The 19,613-nt window shown below is 40.9% G+C and carries 19 protein-coding genes; 14 read left to right on the top strand and 5 right to left on the bottom strand.

What is annotated here, in order from left to right; genetic code table 11:
• Positions 1-6 precede the first annotated feature (6 nt).
• The 8 genes from BUR11_RS02290 to BUR11_RS02255 all read left to right on the top strand — a co-directional run bounded on the left by BUR11_RS02290 (position 7) and on the right by BUR11_RS02255 (position 5,864).
• Positions 7-348: an L-rhamnose mutarotase gene (locus BUR11_RS02290; RefSeq protein ID WP_074223206.1), complete on the top strand. Its 342-nt coding sequence runs from the start codon at positions 7-9 to the stop codon at positions 346-348.
• A gap of 7 nt (positions 349-355) precedes the next feature.
• A complete protein-coding gene (locus BUR11_RS02285) occupies positions 356-1,285 on the top strand; it encodes an alkaline phosphatase family protein (protein ID WP_074223205.1) in 930 nt (309 codons plus the stop codon).
• A gap of 75 nt (positions 1,286-1,360) precedes the next feature.
• On the top strand, positions 1,361-2,914 hold the full coding sequence (locus BUR11_RS02280) for a M81 family metallopeptidase (protein WP_074223204.1): 1,554 nt from the start codon (positions 1,361-1,363) through the stop codon (positions 2,912-2,914).
• An 89-nt stretch (positions 2,915-3,003) separates the two neighbouring features.
• A complete protein-coding gene (locus BUR11_RS02275; protein ID WP_074223203.1) occupies positions 3,004-3,462 on the top strand; it encodes a nuclear transport factor 2 family protein in 459 nt (152 codons plus the stop codon).
• 4 nt (positions 3,463-3,466) lie between these two features.
• Complete coding sequence (locus tag BUR11_RS02270; RefSeq protein WP_074223202.1) at positions 3,467-4,390, top strand: SGNH/GDSL hydrolase family protein; 924 nt, start codon at positions 3,467-3,469, stop codon at positions 4,388-4,390.
• Positions 4,391-4,393: 3 nt separating this feature from the next.
• Entirely contained in the window at positions 4,394-4,987 is a 594-nt protein-coding gene (locus BUR11_RS02265) for a TMEM175 family protein (RefSeq protein ID WP_074223201.1), read from the top strand.
• A gap of 14 nt (positions 4,988-5,001) precedes the next feature.
• Positions 5,002-5,388 carry a hypothetical protein gene (locus BUR11_RS02260; RefSeq protein ID WP_084560842.1) on the top strand — a complete coding sequence of 129 codons (387 nt, stop codon included), beginning with the start codon at positions 5,002-5,004 and terminating at the stop codon, positions 5,386-5,388.
• Positions 5,388-5,864: an acyl-CoA thioesterase gene (locus tag BUR11_RS02255; protein ID WP_074223200.1), complete on the top strand. Its 477-nt coding sequence runs from the start codon at positions 5,388-5,390 to the stop codon at positions 5,862-5,864. The genes BUR11_RS02260 and BUR11_RS02255 overlap by 1 nt, the downstream gene beginning before the upstream one ends.
• 36 nt (positions 5,865-5,900) lie before the next feature.
• Here the strand turns inward: BUR11_RS02255 and BUR11_RS02250 are convergent, their stop codons facing one another.
• Positions 5,901-6,776, bottom strand: coding sequence for a DUF808 domain-containing protein (locus BUR11_RS02250; RefSeq protein ID WP_074223199.1), 876 nt, complete (start codon positions 6,774-6,776; stop codon positions 5,901-5,903).
• Positions 6,777-6,849: 73 nt separating this feature from the next.
• Positions 6,850-8,886 carry a family 20 glycosylhydrolase gene (locus tag BUR11_RS02245; RefSeq protein WP_074223198.1) on the bottom strand — a complete coding sequence of 679 codons (2,037 nt, stop codon included), beginning with the start codon at positions 8,884-8,886 and terminating at the stop codon, positions 6,850-6,852.
• Positions 8,887-9,126: 240 nt separating this feature from the next.
• Here BUR11_RS02245 and BUR11_RS02240 point away from each other — a divergent pair, with 240 nt between their 5' ends.
• Positions 9,127-10,458 carry a GntP family permease gene (locus BUR11_RS02240; RefSeq protein ID WP_074223197.1) on the top strand — a complete coding sequence of 444 codons (1,332 nt, stop codon included), beginning with the start codon at positions 9,127-9,129 and terminating at the stop codon, positions 10,456-10,458.
• Between the two features lie 2 nt (positions 10,459-10,460).
• The gene (locus BUR11_RS02235; protein WP_234982064.1) at positions 10,461-11,282 is read left to right on the top strand and encodes a polysaccharide deacetylase family protein; all 822 of its coding nucleotides are present in this window, start codon (positions 10,461-10,463) and stop codon (positions 11,280-11,282) included.
• Between the two features lie 58 nt (positions 11,283-11,340).
• Here BUR11_RS02235 and katG read toward each other — a convergent pair whose 3' ends face one another.
• Positions 11,341-13,593, bottom strand: a complete 2,253-nt coding sequence (gene katG / locus BUR11_RS02230; protein ID WP_074223196.1) for a catalase/peroxidase HPI — start codon at positions 13,591-13,593, stop codon at positions 11,341-11,343.
• Between the two features lie 381 nt (positions 13,594-13,974).
• On the opposite strand from katG, the gene BUR11_RS02225 reads away from it, so the two are divergent.
• The 4 genes from BUR11_RS02225 (at position 13,975) to BUR11_RS02210 (ending at position 17,681) form a co-directional block, all read left to right on the top strand.
• Positions 13,975-14,538, top strand: a complete 564-nt coding sequence (locus tag BUR11_RS02225; RefSeq protein WP_074223195.1) for a LemA family protein — start codon at positions 13,975-13,977, stop codon at positions 14,536-14,538.
• Between the two features lie 54 nt (positions 14,539-14,592).
• Entirely contained in the window at positions 14,593-16,284 is a 1,692-nt protein-coding gene (locus BUR11_RS02220) for a DUF2207 domain-containing protein (protein WP_074223194.1), read from the top strand.
• A 116-nt stretch (positions 16,285-16,400) separates the two neighbouring features.
• Positions 16,401-17,054: an SGNH/GDSL hydrolase family protein gene (locus BUR11_RS02215; RefSeq protein ID WP_074223193.1), complete on the top strand. Its 654-nt coding sequence runs from the start codon at positions 16,401-16,403 to the stop codon at positions 17,052-17,054.
• A gap of 84 nt (positions 17,055-17,138) precedes the next feature.
• A complete protein-coding gene (locus BUR11_RS02210; RefSeq protein WP_074223192.1) occupies positions 17,139-17,681 on the top strand; it encodes a dihydrofolate reductase family protein in 543 nt (180 codons plus the stop codon).
• Here BUR11_RS02210 and BUR11_RS02205 read toward each other — a convergent pair.
• A complete protein-coding gene (locus BUR11_RS02205) occupies positions 17,674-18,465 on the bottom strand; it encodes an SDR family NAD(P)-dependent oxidoreductase (RefSeq protein ID WP_074223191.1) in 792 nt (263 codons plus the stop codon). The genes BUR11_RS02210 and BUR11_RS02205 overlap by 8 nt on opposite strands.
• Before the next feature lie 37 nt (positions 18,466-18,502).
• Positions 18,503-19,594: a sugar phosphate isomerase/epimerase family protein gene (locus BUR11_RS02200; protein WP_074223190.1), complete on the bottom strand. Its 1,092-nt coding sequence runs from the start codon at positions 19,592-19,594 to the stop codon at positions 18,503-18,505.
• Between the last annotated feature and the right edge of the window lie 19 nt (positions 19,595-19,613).

The following is a 19,613-nucleotide window of genomic DNA, read 5'->3' as shown; positions in this document are numbered from 1 at the left end:
ACCCTCATGCAACGATTTTGTCTAACCCTGGATTTAATTGATGATCCGGAATCCATTCAAGAATACGAGCAATATCATGCGCCAGGAAGTGCCTGGCCAGAAGTGACCCAACATGACATTGACTGTGGAATTACAAATATTGAAATTTTCAGGACTGGAAATCGAATGTTTATGATTCTGGAAACAGTGGATGAGTTCACATTTGAAGAAAAGGCTAAAATGGATGCTTCTAATCCTAAAATTGCGGAATGGGAAAACCTTATGTGGAACTATCAACAGGCTATTCCATGGGCAAAACCAGGAGAAAAATGGGTGCTCATGAAACGCATTTTCAAATCAGGAGAGTAAAAGAGTGATGACCATTATTTTAAGAAATATCAGCCCCGTAGTAGGGGTGTTTTTGGTCATTCTGGGCTCAGTAGGATTTATCTCCCCAACTGCAAAATCTCCAAAACAAGTATTGGTCATAGGGATTGATGGACTGAGTGTGGAAGGATTTCAAAAGGCTAAAACCCCCAATTTGGATAAATTATTTTCAGATGGGGTTTTGTCTCTTCAAACAAGAGCGGTCATGCCTTCAGTCACTTTACCTAACTGGACCAGTCATTTGACTTCTGGAGGACCTGAACAACATGGAGTCACTACTAATAATTGGACATTGGAAGCGCATGAATTGCCGCCAGTGGAAACAGATGCTGATGGATATTATCCTTCTATTTTTAAGGCAGTAAAGGATGAAAACCCAGAGATAAAAACAGCTTACTATTATAACTGGGGGAATCTGATCAATTCCATCAATCAGAAATACCTGGATGAAGTAGGATTTGAGGAAAACGACGGTTACCGGGAGAATTATGATAAAGCCTTAGCCTTTGCAAAAGCTTCTAAAGACTCCCCTTTCTTGATTTTCCTGTATACCGTGCACATTGATCATGCTGGCCATACGAATGGCTGGATGTCGAAAGAATACATCAAAGCCATCGAAGAGGCAGATAAAGCAATTGGAGATTTGGTAAAAAAAATGAAATCAGAGGATGTTTTCAAGAACACGAATTTCTTTCTGATCACTGATCACGGAGGAAATGAAAAGGGACATGGAGGGCTCAGCAAAGAGGAAATGGAAGTTCCATGGGCTGTAGTGGGCCCTACTATTTTGAAAGATCAAAAATTCCAAATCCCCAATAGCAACGCCAATACTGCATCGGTGATTGCATCCATTTTTGGAATTCAAGAATTACAGGCTTCTGCCATTGGTAAAACTCCTGCAGGAATATTTAAGAAATAAATAAAAATCCCGCATACTTGTAATACCCGAATAACCTGTTCCAAAAAACATTACTAACTCACCAACTCTTAATTTATGAGATTATCGATTTTTGGCCTTTTGGCGTTGTTTCTTGTGTTTGGATGTAGCAGTTCTGAGACTTCGGAAAAACTTCCCAGAATTGCGATTGCTGGATTGGCAATTGAATCCAGTACCTTCTCCCCTGCCCAAAGTGATGCTGCTGCATTTAGAACTCGTGTAGGAGAAGAAATATTCAGCTATTATCCTTTTTTGGATTCGGGTTCAGTAGACAGAGACAGGGCCGAATGGTTTCCTACGTTAAGAGGTCATGCCATTCCTGGAGGAATAGTAACTAGAGAAGCATACGATTCATTGGTCGGGGTCACCTTAGAAATGCTCCAGGAAAATTTACCCTATGATGGATTGTTTTTTGATATCCACGGAGCAATGAGTGTAGTGGGATTGGATGATCCGGAGGGAGACTTCATTGTGAAAGTCCGCGAAGTAGTGGGACCGGAAACTTTAATTTCCACTTCCATGGATTTGCATGGAAATGTATCTCAAAGGCTTGCGAAAAACACCGACTTGATCACCTGTTATAGAATGGCGCCTCATGAGGATGCCCTGGAATCCAAACAAAGAGCGGTAGAAAACCTGCTCGATCGATTGGAAAGTGGAAAAGGCAAACCAGCTTATAAAGCATGGATTCCTGTCCCCATTCTACTTCCAGGTGAAAAAACCAGTACCCGAATCGATCCGGGAAAAAGCTTATATGCCAAAATCCCAAGCCAAACAGAAAAAGAAGGAGTGATCGATGCGGCCATTTGGATCGGTTATGCCTGGGCAGATGAACCAAGAAACCATGCCGTGGTAATGGTCACCGGTGATGATGAAAAAGAAGTTTCTGAATCCGCAGAATATTTGGCGAATAGCTTTTGGGAGGTTAGAAATGAATTTGAATTTGTTGCCCCAGTTGCCACGTTGGACGAAAGTTTAAAAATGGCCTTAGAAAGCGATAAAAAGCCCTATATGATTTCTGATATGGGCGATAACCCTACTGCAGGTGGTGCAGGGGACGTTACCTGGACGATTACGGAAGTTTTGAAAAGACCTGAATTCAAATCAGCAGATGGCCCTACTTTGATCTATGCATCCATTCCTGGTCCTGAATTCGTGGAAAAAGCAATGGAAGTGGGTGTGGGAGGAACAGTTGAAGGAACTGCCGGTGCGGCAGTAGATGACCGTTTTGCTCCACCTGTACCCTTAAAAGGTACCGTAGAATTCATCAAAGAAGGAGATCGGGCGGCAGAGGTAGAAGTAGTAGTGAGAATTGGTTCAGTCCATGTGATCGTCACTAAAAAACGTAAGCCTTATCATAATGAGAGTGACTTCACCGAATTGGGATTGAAGCCAAGGGAAGCCGATATCGTGATGGTGAAAATCGGGTATTTAGTTCCTGAACTTTATGATATGAGAGGTGATTGGGTCATGGCTTTGACTCCTGGAGGTGTGGACCAAGACCTAGAACGATTGGGATACAAGCGGATCAACAGGCCCATGTTCCCTCTAGATAAAGATATGGAAACCCCAGACCTTAGTACTCGATTCATTCCTGCCTCGGATCAATAAGGAGGATCCATTAAAAAATTATTTTAAAATGCTGTTCTCAAAAGGAGCAGCATTTTTTTATCTTCAAACCAGATACACCCCAAGATAACATGAAAAAACTAGGTTTAGTCCTCTTACTTTTTGGAATTGGATATTCTGTTATGGCCCAAGAAAAGGGCCCAACTGATGAGGTTCAAATCCAGAATTTAGTCCAAGAATCATTCGATGTCTTGTTTTCTGCCTATGACCTCGATCAAATAGATCAGTTCTATACTCCTGATATTAAAATATTGGAAAATGGTGAAATCTGGGACATGGATATCATTAAAGGCATATTGACAAACGCTAAAAGCCGAAACTCCGGAATACGGACCAATAAATTTGAGTTTATAGAAACCCATGTGGATCAGGATATGGGATATACGGTCTATCATAATTACGCCACGTTTTTAAAAGATGGAGAAGTAATTCGTGAGATACATTGGATTGAAAGTGTAGTTGCCCTCAAAACTGAATATGGCTGGAGAATCAAAAATCTACATAGCTTCCCGGCCGCTGAAAAAAAGTAATTGTATGAAAGCGCTACACCTAATTTTATTCTTCCTGATATGTTCTGGACAGGCTAATTCCCAAGAAACCAGTCCGATTTCAAAATCAACAAAACAGGTATTGTTTTTAGGAAACAGCATTACCTATGCGGGACAATACATCACCTATGTAGAAACCTATTATCGCCTTAAACATCCAGAATCCTCCATAGAATGGATCAACCTGGGATTACCAAGCGAAACGGTTTCCGGTCTTTCTGAGGAAGGGCATGCAGGAGGTGCTTTTCCCCGCCCTGATTTGCATGAAAGATTATCCAGGGTGTTTAATCAGCTGAAACCCGATTTGGTCTTTGCCAATTATGGAATGAACGATGGAATATATAAGCCTTTGGATGACCTTCGGTTTCAAAAATACAAAGACGGTATCCTTTGGCTTGCCCATGCTATTTCAACAATGGGAGCAAAAGGAGTCTTCCTGACTCCCCCAATTTATGACCCTGCAAAAGGGGAAGCCTATGCAAATGTCTTGGACAACTATTCGGACTGGTTGCTTAGCAAGAGCTATACGGATCATTGGGATGTCATTGATACGCATTGGCCCATGCGGAAATTCCTGGAAGAAAAAAGAAAGGATGACCCAAGCTATTACCTAGCAAAAGACGGAATACATCCCGGCCCAACGGGTCATTGGCTGATGGCCAGGGAAATTCTCTTTTTTCTAGGGGAAACAGAAGTCTCTGCTTATGAAGAATTCAGTGAGGCGATTGAAAATATGCCCAATTCCAAAGGACTTCTGGAGTTAATCTCCAACAAACAAGCAATTCAAAGGGATGCATGGCTAAGATCAACGGGACACTTAAGGCCTGGGTTGAACGAGGGGCTTCCTATGGAAGAAGCACAAAAAAAGATATCTGAACTAGAAAAGCAGATTCAAAGCTTACTAAATTAAGGGATGCAAAAAGGTAGGTTGGAAGCATTTAGTGACGGGGTATTGGCGATCGTCATTACCATCATGGTACTGGAAATCAAAGTCCCTCATGGTGACGAACTATCAGATTTAAAGCCCATTATTCCAGTGTTTTTAAGTTACATCCTTAGCTTTATTTACCTTGGAATTTACTGGAACAATCACCACCATCTGATGCATACCGTCAAGGAAGTTTCCGGTGGGATCCTCTGGGCAAACCTGCATCTTTTATTTTGGCTTTCTTTGGTCCCCTTTGTGACCGGCTGGATGGGGGAAAACAATTTTGCTCCGATGACATTGGCCTTGTATGGGTGCATATTGCTTCTGGCAGCAATAGCCTATTTCATCCTTCAAAATAGAATCATTCATGTTCATGGAAAGGATTCTCTTTTAGCAAAAGCTATTGGAACAGATTTGAAAGGATACTTATCTCCGGTCTTCTATATCCTTGGTATTATCTCCAGTTTTTTCATCCCTTGGCTTGCAGGGGCCTTTTATATCCTCGTGGCCTTCATGTGGCTCATCCCCGATAAGAGAATAGAAAGAATACTCCGAGAGGTAGAAAAAAAAGAAGACTGAAAGCATAGAATTCAATGAAAATCAACACAAAAATAGTTCTCTCCTCCAGTGCAGTGTTTTTAGGAATACTTGGTATTTCTTTAAGCTTCTTTCCTCAGGAAATCTCCTTATTCCTGAATCTCCAGGCAGCATCTTTTCTTTTTTTGCAAGTCATGGGGGCACTGTATTTTGGTTTTGCCATGGTCAACTGGATGGTCAAAGGCAGCACGATTGGCGGAATTTACAATAGACCTATTGCGATAGGTAATTTCAGTCACTTCGCGATTGGTGCTTTGGCTTTAATTAAGTACGCTACTAAGGAGATGGATTCAATCCCTATCTTAATTTTTACAGCGGCTTATACTGTATTTGCGATAATTTTTGGCCTAATTGTATTTACACATCCTTTAAACCAAACCTGATGGAAAACTTACATAAAACCTCATTCCAGTTTATCAGCGAACCTTCCGACGTGAATTTTGGAGGGAAAGTGCATGGGGGAATGGTGATGAAGTGGATTGACCAAGCCGCATATACCTGTGCCAGAACCTGGGCAGAGACCTATTGTGTCACTGTTTATGTGGGAGGAATTAGATTCTATAAGCCAATCAATATAGGAGAAGTCATTAAGGTGGATGCTGCTGTAATCCATACTGGTAATTCCAGTATTCATATTATGGTGGAAATTTATTCCCGTGATTTCTCAGTACATGAGTTTGAAAAAAAGACGCATTGTATTATCATTTTTGTTTCGGTAGATGAACATGGAAACCCTAAAAAAGTCAAGCCCTGGGTACCACAGACCGATCAAGAAAAGAAATTGGAAGAATATGCGACTAGGTTAAAAACGCTGAGGGAAACCATTCATAATGAAATGCGCCCCTTCTTTAATGAATAATAAAACAATCAAGGCTCCGGAAAGGAGCCTTGATTGTTAATGTGCTTTCTTTTTAAACAACTTAAGTGCTGTTTCAACTATTCCAAGTGCCACAAAACCTATGATTAAGCCAATAAGAATCTCTTTGATGATCGAAGGCCAAGTTGGTAGTAAATGGTGAAAATAGTCAATGTTATGAACGAAAATCCCCCCTGAAACCAAGATCAAGGCAATCGTGCCAATCACTCCCATACTTTTTATCACCTTAGGCAAAGCATTGACCAATACCTTCCCCACTTTATCGGAGAAACTATTCTCCTCCTCATTCAAAGCGATTAATTTATAACCAAATTCATCCATTCTTACAATCAGTGCCACAATCCCATAAACTCCTACTGTAGCAATTAATGCAATGATAGACACCACTATAATTTGGTTTAAAATGGGTTCCCCCACTACTGTACCCAAGGCTATGATGATGATTTCTACAGAGAGAATAAAGTCAGTGACGATGGCAGATTTAATTTTCTCCTTTTCATGTTTCAGTATTTCTTCTTCTGTCAGATTTTCCGCTAAAGAAACCTCTTTATTGTGTTGATGAGGCATCAAATATTCATAGATTTTTTCAGCTCCTTCAAAAGCCAGGTAAACACCTCCGATCACCAGAATGACGGTAACGGCAATGGGAACGAAGGCACTTAATAAAAAGGCTACAGGAAGAATAATCAGTTTGTTCAGAAGGGAACCTTTGGTAATAGCCCATAAAACCGGAAGCTCACGATCGGAGACAAAACCAGAGGCCTTCTCTGCATTTACAGCCAAATCATCCCCTAAAATTCCTGCCGTTTTTTTCGCAGCAACTTTACTCATCACCGAGACATCGTCCATCAAAGTGGCTATATCGTCCAGTAAAGCAAATAATCCTGAAGCCATCCTATTAACTAATCAAATTTGAAATTCCTCATTAAGCCTGTGAAGATAACGCTCCATCAAAGTCTTCCAAAAACTATTCTTTTATCTTTTCTAAAAATAAATCTTCTACGTAAAACTGCCAATCCGAAAATCTCTTGGCTTGATTCGCCAAATGCACATGATGATCCTGGTCCAAAACGTAGTCATCCGGTTTATTCAATGCTCTGGTTTTGCCGTATACCTTTTCCAGTTCTGACTCAATGGAATTCCATTGCGCTTCCATTCCTGCTAATTCTGCCTTTGCAATAGCTCGCTCCTCTCCACTGGGATGGTCTAATTTCGCCAAGGTGATCAAGGCCTGATTGGTAAATTGAACTGCTTTTGCTACTTGTTCATAAGCCTCTAAGTTGTATTGATTCCTTTTTGCTGCTTTTTTGGAAGCCTCTATTTTGGATAATACCTCCTCCACAATTTCAAGATTCTCGGCTGCTTTAGAAACTCTCTCTTGATACTTTTCTGTCCATGTTCCAGGGGTATCCAAGTCTGGTAATTCGATCACTGCTTCCTGTATAGGATCTTCTATTCTCCTCAATCTGTTCCGGTCTTTCCCATCCAATAAGGCATTCTTCCAAAAGGCCACGGGACCTTCCAGGCTTTCTACAAAAGCAAATTCCCCGGAGGCCAATTTGGGTCCAAACATTCGCTGTCTAAAAGCAGTATGCAGTTGATCTTCTGATCTTTTCTCTCCAGACCAGGTGTATTCTGCAAACGTCGCAATCCCTCGTTGATAGAGTTCAAATAACGGGGAGTCGTCATCCCATAAGGTCAATAGTAACCCATCTGCTTCATTGTCGATGGAGCTTAAAGCAAAATCACGAATGTTCGCGGTATTGCTATTTTCCAATGGCATTAAATTCCATCGGGTTTGACCTGCGGTCGCCCCCATTACCTTGAATCCATTTTCAGTAAACCACTTCATGGCTTGATCATTTCCCGGCGACTCAGGCATGCTGTAATTCCAACGCATGTACACGCAATTTTTTGGGAATAAATCCACAAACTTATTTAGGTTGATTTCATTCTTTGCCCAAATACTATCCACTTGGGCTGCGGTAAGGTTTGAATTATAAATTGAACTATATACACCTGCATTTTTCAATGGCATATCATCCCAAAAAATCGGGGTCAAACCTCTGTCCTCTGCGTACTTACTTACTTTATTCAACCAAATAAGCTGAAGCTCAAGTGGAGACTTTCCACTATTCCTTCCGGTAGTATGTACTTCATCTCCACCCACGTGTAAATAGGTGGCATGGGGAAATGCTTTCAACGCATCAGTGTATAAATCAAATTGTACCTCATACGTTTTTTCATTCAAGGGGTTGAAGGCCCAATCGCTGGCAGGATCATCTCTTAACTCCTCGTATTCAGGATGTTTCAAAATAAAGGAAGCATGTCCCAAACCTTGGACCAGAGGTGAGATCCGTATATTTCTGGCCATGGCATAATCTGAAATTGCTTTCCATTCCGCAATGGAAAAGGCATCAGAAGAGGCGACAACCGGTTGAAGTTCATACCCTAATTTATCCTCTATTTCAATGATGATCCCATTGATTTTTAAAGCGGCCAGCCTATCCATCAATTCATAGTAATACTCTTTCTGTTCCAAATGATGTTTGACATCCAGCTGGATGGCCCGATAGGCCAAGGCTGGTTCATCCAAGATTTCCACCCTAGGCAGATAGGCTTCCTGGTCCTCCGAATCTTGGGTGATCTGATCCAAGGTCATCAACCCATACCATAAACCTGCCTCCGAGTTGGATTGAATAAGAACATCATTGGAAGTGATCGAAAGTTGATACCCTTCATGCTTCAAATTCAATGAAGAATTCAATACCAATTCAATCGAACCGGCATCAACAGCCTCTAGTTTCCCTCCTGATGTAAATTCATTTTTCGCTTTTTCCAAATCCCCTCTGATGGATGATGGATCTATCGAGGAAGCTCCATTGAAATCTGCACGGGCAGGAATGGGAAGAAGATTGAAATTTGCCTCAGTATTGAGTTTTGGTTGACAGGCAGCAACCGCTGCCAGTAGGAGAAATAGGTGGATTAATCTGGTAAACTTCATTTAGGGTTTATTTATTAAAGGGAAAAAGTTTTTCATTTCAAGAAACAAAAATATAGAAAAATTGCCCAGTTTACCTCCGACTCCCAATAAAAGCGCTTCCTTTCCTACTATTTTTTAGAGAATTCAACTTGATCCCACACTAAATACATGATCGGCATTTTTTATTGGGCATTTTTAGTTAATTTTTAGGTTAAACCTTTGGTAATAATTACCATCAACCCAAAATTAACCCAGTAAAACATGATTACCCTCCTGATTATTCTGGTGGCCTTGGCTTTTATTATGGTGGCCATCGTCAAATTTGACATTCATCCTTTTCTTGCATTATTCGTGGGAGCCATTTTTTATGGATTATTATCAGGAATGTCTACTGACCTCATTTTAAAATCCATTTCTGATGGATTCGGTGGGGTTTTGGGAAGTATAGGCCTGTTGATTCTTTTAGGTGTCATGATCGGTACATTTTTGGAGAAAACAGGAGGTGCATTAGTAATCGCTCAAAAGATTTTATCATGGATTGGAGAGAAAAGGGTGATCTCTGCCATGATGTTTAGTGGATATATTCTGTCAATTCCTGTTTTTGGAGACAGTACCTTTATCATGATGAATCCCATCAGCAAATCTCTTTCTCTGAAGGGGAAAGTTCCCTATGCTGCCACTACGATCGCATTGGCTTTGGGTGCTACCGCCTCGCATTCCTTAGTCCCTCCTACTCCAGGACCTATTGCCACCGCTGGTATTTATGAAGCAGACTTAGGCATGGTGATTTTCTGGGGCTTTATTGTCAGTTTGATCACTTTGATCCCTAGTTATCTATTTGTGAAAAAGGTAGTCTCAAAATTTCCCCTGGAACCAAAGTTTGCGGTTTCTAATCCTGAAAATGAATTAAAGAACACTCCTACCGCTTTTAAATCTTTCTTACCAATAATTATTCCCTTGGTGCTGATCGTGATGGCTTCTATCGCCAAATACCCAACCCAGCCTTTTGGAGACAATCTCTTCACTGACATCATCCTATTTTTGGGAAGTCCAGTAATCGCGTTGCTATTAGGAACTTTCTTATCCTTTACATTGCCCGCTAAATACGACAAGAAATTACTCAGTTCAAGTGGTTGGATTGGAGAGGCCATATTGATCGCTGCCCCAGTTATTTTGATCACAGGGGCCGGTGGGGTTTTTGGAAAAATGCTTCAAAATTCAGGAATTGGAGATTTGGTAAGCTCCAGTTTAAGTGGCGCAAGCTGGGGGATATTCTTACCATTTCTGATTGCATTTTCCTTGAAAACAGCCCAAGGTTCCTCCACTGTAGCCATGATTACCACTGCTTCCATCATCGCTCCACTTCTAGGTACTTTAGGATTAGATTCCGAAACGATGAGGGTTTTTGCAGTATTGGCAACGGGAGCAGGAGCTATGGCAGTTTCCCATGCGAATGATAGTTTTTTCTGGGCGGTCACCCAACTTTCGGGCTTGTCCATTAAACAGGGAAATCAATCCCATAGTCTCGGTACATTCATCATGTCCATCACCGCAATTTCAATGATCTATTTGATCTCATTGTTTGTAACTTAAGGATGCTTGCTTTGTATCAAATGACCATCAGTTCAAAACCTTTGTTCCTAACCTTCCTATTCTTTGGGTGTGGCTTATTTTCTCTTGATGCACAAATCTTAAAAAAGCCTATTCCGGATAAATTGGTCATCCTCACTTTTGATGATGCACCTGCAAGTCATTATTCGGTGGTAGCCCCCCTGTTAAAACAGTATGGATTTGAAGGTACTTTTTTTGTCTGCGAATTCCCTCCCAATTCCAAAGACAATACACTTTACATGAATTGGAGACAAATTCAGGCCTTGGACCAACTAGGATTTGAAATTGGTAACCATACACATACCCATGCCAATGTCAGCAAATTGACACAAGAGGAGTTCGATGCGCAGCTCGCTTATGTAGAGCATAAAAGCGATTCGTTGGAAATTCAAACGATTACTAATTTTGCCTATCCAGGATATGGACTCAATGAAAAAGCCTTGAAGTATTTGAAAGAAAGGAATTATCACTTTGCCAGGGCTGGGGGAAGTAGAGCCTATGATCCATTAACAGATCATCCCTATTTAATTCCAAGTTGGGCAACGGAGGAATCCAATAAGACGGAAATTATTCAAGCTCTTGAACAAGCCAAAAATGGTCAAATCGTTGTGCTCACCATCCATGGCGTACCAGATATAGAACATCCCTGGGTGAATACTCCCATAGATTTATTTCAGGAATACTTGGATTACCTGAAAGAACATGATTTCCAAGTGATCTCCATGAGAGGTCTGGAAGAATATGTGGATTTTGAACAGGCAATGATCCAATTGAGCCCAGATTATTCCAAAAAACTCACTAATTAAAAAGGGCGAACGTCAAACGTCCGCCCCACTTTTAAGTGAATCAATCAACACGCTTGTTTTATTGGAGATCAAATCGGTCTAGATTCATCACCTTATCCCAAGCAGCTACAAAATCCTTGACGAATTTTTCACCTGAGTCTGAACAGCCATACACCTCTGCAATAGCTCTAAGCTCGGAATTTGATCCAAAGATCAAGTCAACTCTTGTACCTGTCCATTTAGGTTCGCCAGTAGTTCTGTCACTTCCTACAAATACATGTTGTGCATCAGTAGTGCCATTCCAAGTAGTCCCAAGATCTAAAAGGTTCACGAAGAAATCATTTGTTAAAACTCCTGGTCTATCTGTAAATACCCCATGCTTTGCACCATTGTAGTTGGTATTCAATACTCGCATCCCTCCTACTAAAACGGTCATCTCCGGAGCAGTTAACGTCATTAATTGAGCTTTATCAATCAACATTTCTTCTGCCGAAGCTTTATGTTTTGGAGCATAGTAATTTCTGAAACCATCCGCTGCTGGCTCTAAGGCTTCAAATGACTCAATATCAGTTTGCTCTTGGGAAGCATCACCTCTTCCTGGAGTGAATGGAACTTTCACATCGTATCCAGCATCTTTTGCTGCTTTCTCTACACCTGCACAACCTGCCAATACAATGGTATCTGCAATAGAAATCTGCTTACCTCCTACTTGCTTGCTGTTGAACTCAGATTGGATGCTTTCCAATACTTCAAGAACTTTGGATAATTGGGCAGGATTATTTACTTCCCAGTTTTTCTGAGGAGCAAGTCTTACTCTTGCACCATTTGCACCTCCTCTTTTGTCGGAACCTCTAAACGTAGAAGCCGAAGCCCAAGCGGTGGATACCAATTCAGATACGGACAGACCAGAAGCCAGAATTTTAGCTTTTAAATCTTCAACATCTGCTGCATCCACTAGTTTATGTGTCACCGCAGGGATAGGATCTTGCCAAATCAACTCTTCAGTCGGAACTTCAGGACCCAGATATCTGGTTACTGGCCCCATATCCCTATGAGTTAATTTAAACCATGCTCTTGCAAATGCATCTGCAAACTCATCCGGATTTTCGTAGAAATGTCTTGAAATTTTCTCGTATTCAGGATCCATTTTCAAAGCAATGTCTGTAGTCAGCATCGCTGGAGCATGTTTTTTAGCCGGATCAAACGCATCAGGGACAGTTCCTGCACCTGCACCATCTTTTGGAGTCCATTGGTAAGCTCCTCCTGGGCTTTTGGTTAATTCCCAATCATAGCCAAACAGGTTCTCAAAATAATTATTGCTCCATTTTGTTGGGGTGGTTGTCCAGGTTACTTCGATACCGCTTGTGATGGTATCTTCAGCATTTCCTTTACCGAACGTATTCTTCCAGCCCATGCTCATTTCTTCGATGGATGCACCCGCAGGTTCTGCTCCAACATATTTCGTGGGATCCGCTGCACCATGCGTTTTTCCAAATGTATGACCACCTGCAATCAAGGCAACAGTTTCGTAATCATTCATAGCCATTCGACCAAATGTCTCACGAATATCCCTTGCAGCTCCTACTGGATCTGGCTGACCTTTTGGACCTTCAGGATTCACATAAATCAATCCCATGTGAGTAGCCCCCAAAGGATTCTCCAGGACACGGTCTCCGCTGTAGCGATCTTCATCACCCATCCATTGACCTTCTGATCCCCAGTAAACATCCTCCTCAGGCTCCCAAACATCCTCACGGCCTCCACCGAAACCAAAGGTCTTTAATCCCATGGATTCCAAAGCACAGTTACCGGTCAAGATCATCAAATCTGCCCAGGAAAGCTTCTTCCCGTATTTCTGTTTAATTGGCCAAAGCAATAATCTGGCTTTATCAAGGTTCGCATTATCTGGCCAGCTATTCAAAGGAGCAAAGCGTTGTGTTCCAGAGCCTCCTCCTCCTCTACCATCTTGAATTCTATACGTTCCTGCACTATGCCATGCCATTCGGATAAAGAATGGGCCATAATGACCAAAATCTGCTGGCCACCAATCCTGTGATGTTTCCATCAATTCAAAAATATCCTTCTTCACTTCTTTCAAATCAAGTGACTTGAATTCCTCTGCGTAATTGAAAGACCCTTCCATCGGATTTGATAAAGAAGAATGCTGACGAAGGATATTCAGCTTTAATTGATTTGGCCACCAATCTCGATTTCGCATTCCTCCACCAGCAACTTGTTTCATAGTACCGCCAGTAAAAGGACATTTTCCTGCTTTGTCGTTTACACCGTAACTACTTCCGTTTGATGAAGAATGATTATGAGGGTTATCCATGTTAAAATAGAGTTTTAGTTATTTACTTAGATCAGCTAAGTTATCAAAAATTTTATTTATATAATTTAAATTTCCATAGATAATAACTATGGGTATTTCACTTACTCAATAGGTAAATGGACCGTAAGTAATTTAGTGAAAAAAGAACAAAAACAGAGGCTTCAAACCATGTACCTGACAAAAATCATTGATCTTAATTCAAAGGGAGTTCGACGCCCAAATCTTAATGGCCCACACTGGAATTTCAAACACAATTAAATGCACGGTAAGCACTTTATTTTGAGATTAGTAGAAAAAGATAGTATTTTCAACGGATGATGTTTTAATAGAAATTAGTATCAATCAGATTCTTTTGACTTGTTTTACCTTTAACAATTAGTTATGTCTCCTCTACTCATAATTTTAGCTGTTGCATTGGCTATCGGCTTCATGCTGGTAAGTATTTTTAACCGCTTCGTCCGAAACAAAAACACCGTCAAAGATGCTTGGAGCAATATTGATGTGGCCTTGAAAAGAAGGTATGATCTGATTCCCAATTTGGTGGAAACCGTCAAAGGCTATGCGGCTCATGAGCAGGAAACCTTAGAAAAAGTAATCCAGGCAAGAAATGCCGCCATGGCAGTTCCATCCGGAGACATCAATCAGCAAATTGAAGCTGAAAATCAACTTCAGAAAACCCTGAGAAGTATTTTTGCATTGAGTGAAGCCTATCCGGATTTAAAAGCGAATACCAACTTCCTTCAACTCCAGGATAAACTCAATGAAATTGAAGAAAATCTAGAGCGAGCTAGAAGGTATTTCAACGGCACTGTAAGGGAGAACAATACCTATGGAGAAAGTTTTCCGGGTGTGTTGTTTGCCGGTATTTTCAGTTACCAACATTTTGATTATTTCGAGGCGGAAGCAGAAAGCCGTGAGAACGTAAAAGTAGACTTTTCAAAGTAAGCTACTGGTAACCATTAGCATTTCAGAAAATTCTTTTTCAGATATCTTGAAGCCATGAAAAAAATACTTTTTCTATTTTCTTTCATTCTATGTACCGCTGAACTCTATTCCCAGGGATTCACGGTTTCGGATTATTCGGTAGAAATCTTTATTAACAAAGAGGGCTATTTTGATGTCAAAGAGAAATACCAGCTAAATTTTGAAGTTCCAAAACATGGGATCTACCGTGATATCCAGCTATCCTATGATCTAAGAACAGAAGATGGAAGCCTTGAACAAAGAAATATCAAACTTAGCAATATTGAAGTTCCAGGCTATAAATATGAAGTAAGTTCGGGCTTTGAACAGCGGTTGAATGGTTCTGCGAGAATCAAAATTGGAGATGCAGACATCACCTTGGAAGGACCCCATACCTATGAAATAAACTATAGAGTGAAAAATGCTTTTCTCTATGAGGAGGCTACTACTCAATTTTATTGGAACATCAAACCGAGTAACTGGGTCCCGGATTTTCAATCCATAGATTTTAAAATCCATTTACCTGAAGGGGTGACCCTGAGCCCAGAGCAGGCCTTTGTGTATTCCGGAGCGTTTGGTAATACCCAGCCCAGTAGTGACTTCCAAACAAACCTATCAGGCGGAATATTTTCAGGGGTTAGCAATGAAGGTTATTCTTCTGCTGGAGGAGAAAGTGTCACCGTATTGTTAAAACTTCCTCCGGATAGCATTCAGGTCATCAAACCGTTTTGGCCATTCTGGACAGAATCTGGTTGGCTATTGATCCTTACCTTGGTGTTTTATGCATTTATCCGAATTTGGCTTAAACACGGAAAAGACGATCCGGTAACCACTACCACCAGCTACTACCCCCCGAAGGGAATGGACCCTGCCATGGTGGGCTATTTGATTGATGATTCCAGTGACAATTCAGACCTGATTTCGCTGATCCCCTATTGGGCGTCCAAAGGCTTCTTAAAAATTGAGGACATTGACAAAAAAGGTTGGTTTGCAAAGGATGATACGAAGCTCATCAAATTGGCACCCCTAAACCAAGGGGCTACCCTCTATGAAAGAGATCTTTTTAATGGACTCTTTTCCAAGTACGGGAACAATGACGAGGTACTTGTGAGTAGCCTCAAGGACAAGTTTTACAGTACCATGAATATGGCCAAGAGAAATCTGAAGGAATATGCCCAAAAATATTATGTCAATAAATCCAGAAAAGTGAGGAATTATACCATAGGAGGTTTGATTCTAACCCTATTTGTTTTAGCACCAACCTTTCTTTTTTTCTGGGGAATACTTGCAGCTGTAGCCTCTATCATTTCTATCATCTTCTTATTGATCATGAGTCAGTTTTTAATCAAGAAAAATAAAGAAGGAACGCAGATACTATCCGAATTGAAAGGTTTTAAATCTTTCATTAAAGTTGCTGAGGAAAACAAATTGCGGATGTTGTTAAAGGAAGATCCGAACTATTTTGAAAGTACCATGAGTTATGCCCTTGCTTTTGGGCTCTTTGAAAAGTGGGCAATAAAGTTTGACAACTTACATATTCCTCCCCCAACCTGGTACAGTTCTAGCACCGGTAGAATGGTCTCTATGAATCATTTTTCCCAATCTTTCTCCAGCTCCATCAATTCTGCCAAATCAACAATGGTTAGTTCACCATCAAGTTCCGGGAGTTCCGGCGGTGGTGGCTCTTCTGGTGGTGGTTTCGGAGGAGGAGGCGGAGGTAGCTGGTAGGTTTACTAATAAATCTCCTACCAATTTCTGAATCAGCATCGTATCATTTACCTTTTATCACCTTTTCAATAGGTTCAATTACTTAAAATTTATCCCTTACTACCTCTTCAAATAGAATGTTAAAAACATTACTAATAACCACGCTTATCCTTTTTTACTCTTGGAATCTTTCATTCCAGGATCCTCCAAAAATTCTAATCATTGGCGACTCCATTTCTATTGGCTACACCCCTTTTGTTGAACAGAAATTTGGGGATGCTGCCATGGTGAAGCACAATCCTGGAAATGCCCAACATACTGGAACGGGACTTCAAAAGATTGAAGAATGGATTGGGGAGGAGGATTGGGACATCATCCAAATCAATTGGGGTTTATGGGATTTATGTTACCGTCACCCTGACTCAAAAGTCTATGGAAACAGGGATAAAGTAAATGGAACGCTGACCTATTCATTGGAGGATTATGAATCGAACTTACATTCTATTGTATCAAAAATCAAACAAATTTCTGATGCCAAATTAATTTTTGTAACCACTACATATGTCCCGGAGAACGAAGCAGGAAGATTTAAGAAAGACCCTAAAAAATATAATAAAGTGGCAAAATCCGTTATGAAAAAGCAGGGCGTTTTGATCAATGACTTGTATAAACCTTCCATCACAATTCATAAAAACTTTGGAATTGGGGATGATGACGTACATTATACTCCTGAAGGATACGAGCAATTAGGGTCTATTGTGTATGAATTCCTGAATAAAGAAATTCAATAAAGTAATTTCAGCCAAACCTATTCCCTTTTGTCCTTTTGATTCAATCGCCCCTCTTTTTGTCAAGCAATTAGCCTATACATTACGATGAAAAACAGTGTCTTTATAGCAACCAGTTTAGATGGGTTTATAGCCGGAAAAAATGATGAATTGGACTGGCTTTCAACTTTTCCAGATATTGACCACATCGACACTGGGTTTAATGATTTTACATCCCAAGTAGATGCATTATTAATGGGGAAAAATACATTTCAAATTGTAGCCGGTTTTGAAGGGGAATGGTTTTACAAGAAACCAGTATTCGTGTGGAGCAACTCCACCTCGGAATTACCTCTAAAATTCCATGGAAAAGCATTTCTGGTTAAAGGCACTTTGGAAGAAGTCCTTTCACAGATCCATGGACAAGGTTATAAAAACCTATATATTGATGGCGGCAAGACCATTCAAAGCTTTTTAAAGAAAGATTTGATTGATGAAATGATCATTACCACCATTCCAGTGCTTTTGGGAGGAGGTATTCCCCTCTTCGGGGATCTCCCAAAACAATTGGTGTTCACTTGTAAAAAAACCACCCTATTTTTAGATAAAGTGGTTCAAAATCATTTTGTAAGATTAAGGGAAGCTACCTAGCGGTCCAACCTCCATCCACGGTTACCATGGAACCTACCATATAGTTACTGGCATCTGAGGCCAAGAAAATTGCCGCTCCTTGAATCTCCTTCAATTCTCCCCACCGAGCAAGAGCGGTAGCCCCAACTATAAACTTTTTACCTTCCTCCGTATCTGCAATTGGTAAATTCATCTCTGTTAAAAATGGCCCTGGGCAAATGGCATTCACATTGATATTAAATGGTGCAAACTCCAGTCCCAAAGCTCGAGTCATTTGAACCACTGCACCTTTGCTAGAGGTATAAGGTGTCCTGTTTGCCAGGCCAACCAATCCCAAAGTACTCGCCAAATTGATGATGCTGCCACTTTTCGCTTCTTTCATATAGGGGGTCACCGCCCGGCAGCAAAGCCAAGTGCCAGTCACATTGATATCCATTACTTTCTGAAAATCTTCTAAGGTCAACTCATCGATGGCTCCTCTGATATTAATCCCTGCCGAATTGATCAATACATCTATCCTTCCAAAGGCTTCCATGGCGGCTTTTGCCATTGCCAGGGTTTGATCTTCCTTTACCACATCCGCCTGAAAAGCGATCGCCTTTACTCCATATGTTTTGGAAATTTCATCTGCCGCAATTTGGCCTTCCTCTAGAGTCCTACTGACAAGCATCACATTTGCACCGGCACTCGCCAAACCCGCTGCCATAGCTTGCCCCAGTCCTTTGGACCCACCGGTAATGATTGCTGCACGTCCTGTCAGATCAAAAAGTTTAATTCCAGGTAATTCACTTACTGTAGTATTCATAGTTAACTATTAAAATATTTTGTTTTTCAATTTTGGTTTAGCCTATTCCTAAGCTTTTCTTACTGAAAGAAAGACAAGAAGTGACATTATTTTCTTCAAATGCAAGCCTTTGTTCATCACTCAATCCCTCCACTTTGGGTAATTCCCCCGGGAAACTTTTTTCCCTTACTTCCATGATAGTTCTCGCGAGTTCTCTTGCAGGAACATCTTGAAAGGTCTCCCAGTAATTACTTTCCATCACAGGAATTTCTAAAGGATTTCGAGTAATCATCTCTAGACTAAAATGGATGGATGGGTTGTATTTTTTACATAGTTCCACTCCCTTTTTTAGGTCTACGATCCCCGTTCCCAAGGGAACCTCAGAAAGTAAAAACCCATGTTCATATTCTTGGACCCCCATATCTTTGACATGAGTAGAAAATGCCATGGGCGCCAAGGTTTCAATGACTATCGTAGGGTCTTCTAATAACGCGACATTATTCCCAAAGTCCAACGTCACCCCTACCCACTCACTTCCCAAGTTTCGGATTATTTCTGCAAGTTCTGAAGCTTTCCAATCTTTGTGATTTTCTACTGCCAACTTCATTTGGTGCTTTCTTACAATTGGCTCAGCCAGAGACAATGCCATTAATGCCCCCGCTTTAAACTCCAAAAACTCCTTCTCAGAATGGAAATTCTCATACCTTCTACCATTCAAACAGACGGTTCGAAGGACTTCAGCTCCAGCTCCTTTGGCCGCCAATACTTCTTTTTCAAATATTGGAACTTGATCCGAAGTTTGTGGCAATCGAATGCTCCCTTCAAGATAGAGTCCACTTTTTTCTCTTTCCTCCCTTACTTTTTTTGCAAAATCACTCGCCCATCCATTGACACCTACTTGTACTCCTCCAGCTCCGATTTCTTTGCAATGATGGATCAAATCGATGGCATTTTCAAATGAAGGATATGAAGGGCTTCCAGCTTTTGAATGCCATCGAGCTCCATAGGAATGAACTACCACACCCATGGGGATGCCTGCCATTTCCTCCGGGATTTCTGGGAATGAAAAATTCAGTGCAACAGCTCCCAAGCTTGCCGTTTTCAGGAAATCTCGTCTTCCTGAATCAAAATAACTTTGTACATTTTTCATAGGCTAAAGGTTGGGTTTA

Origin of the sequence: Algoriphagus halophilus (assembly GCF_900129785.1) — a bacterium.
In the GTDB taxonomy this organism is placed as follows: Bacteria; Bacteroidota; Bacteroidia; order Cytophagales; family Cyclobacteriaceae; genus Algoriphagus; species Algoriphagus halophilus.
Note: the sequence above shows the minus strand (reverse complement) of the source record. Positions and strands in the feature narration are given on the sequence as shown.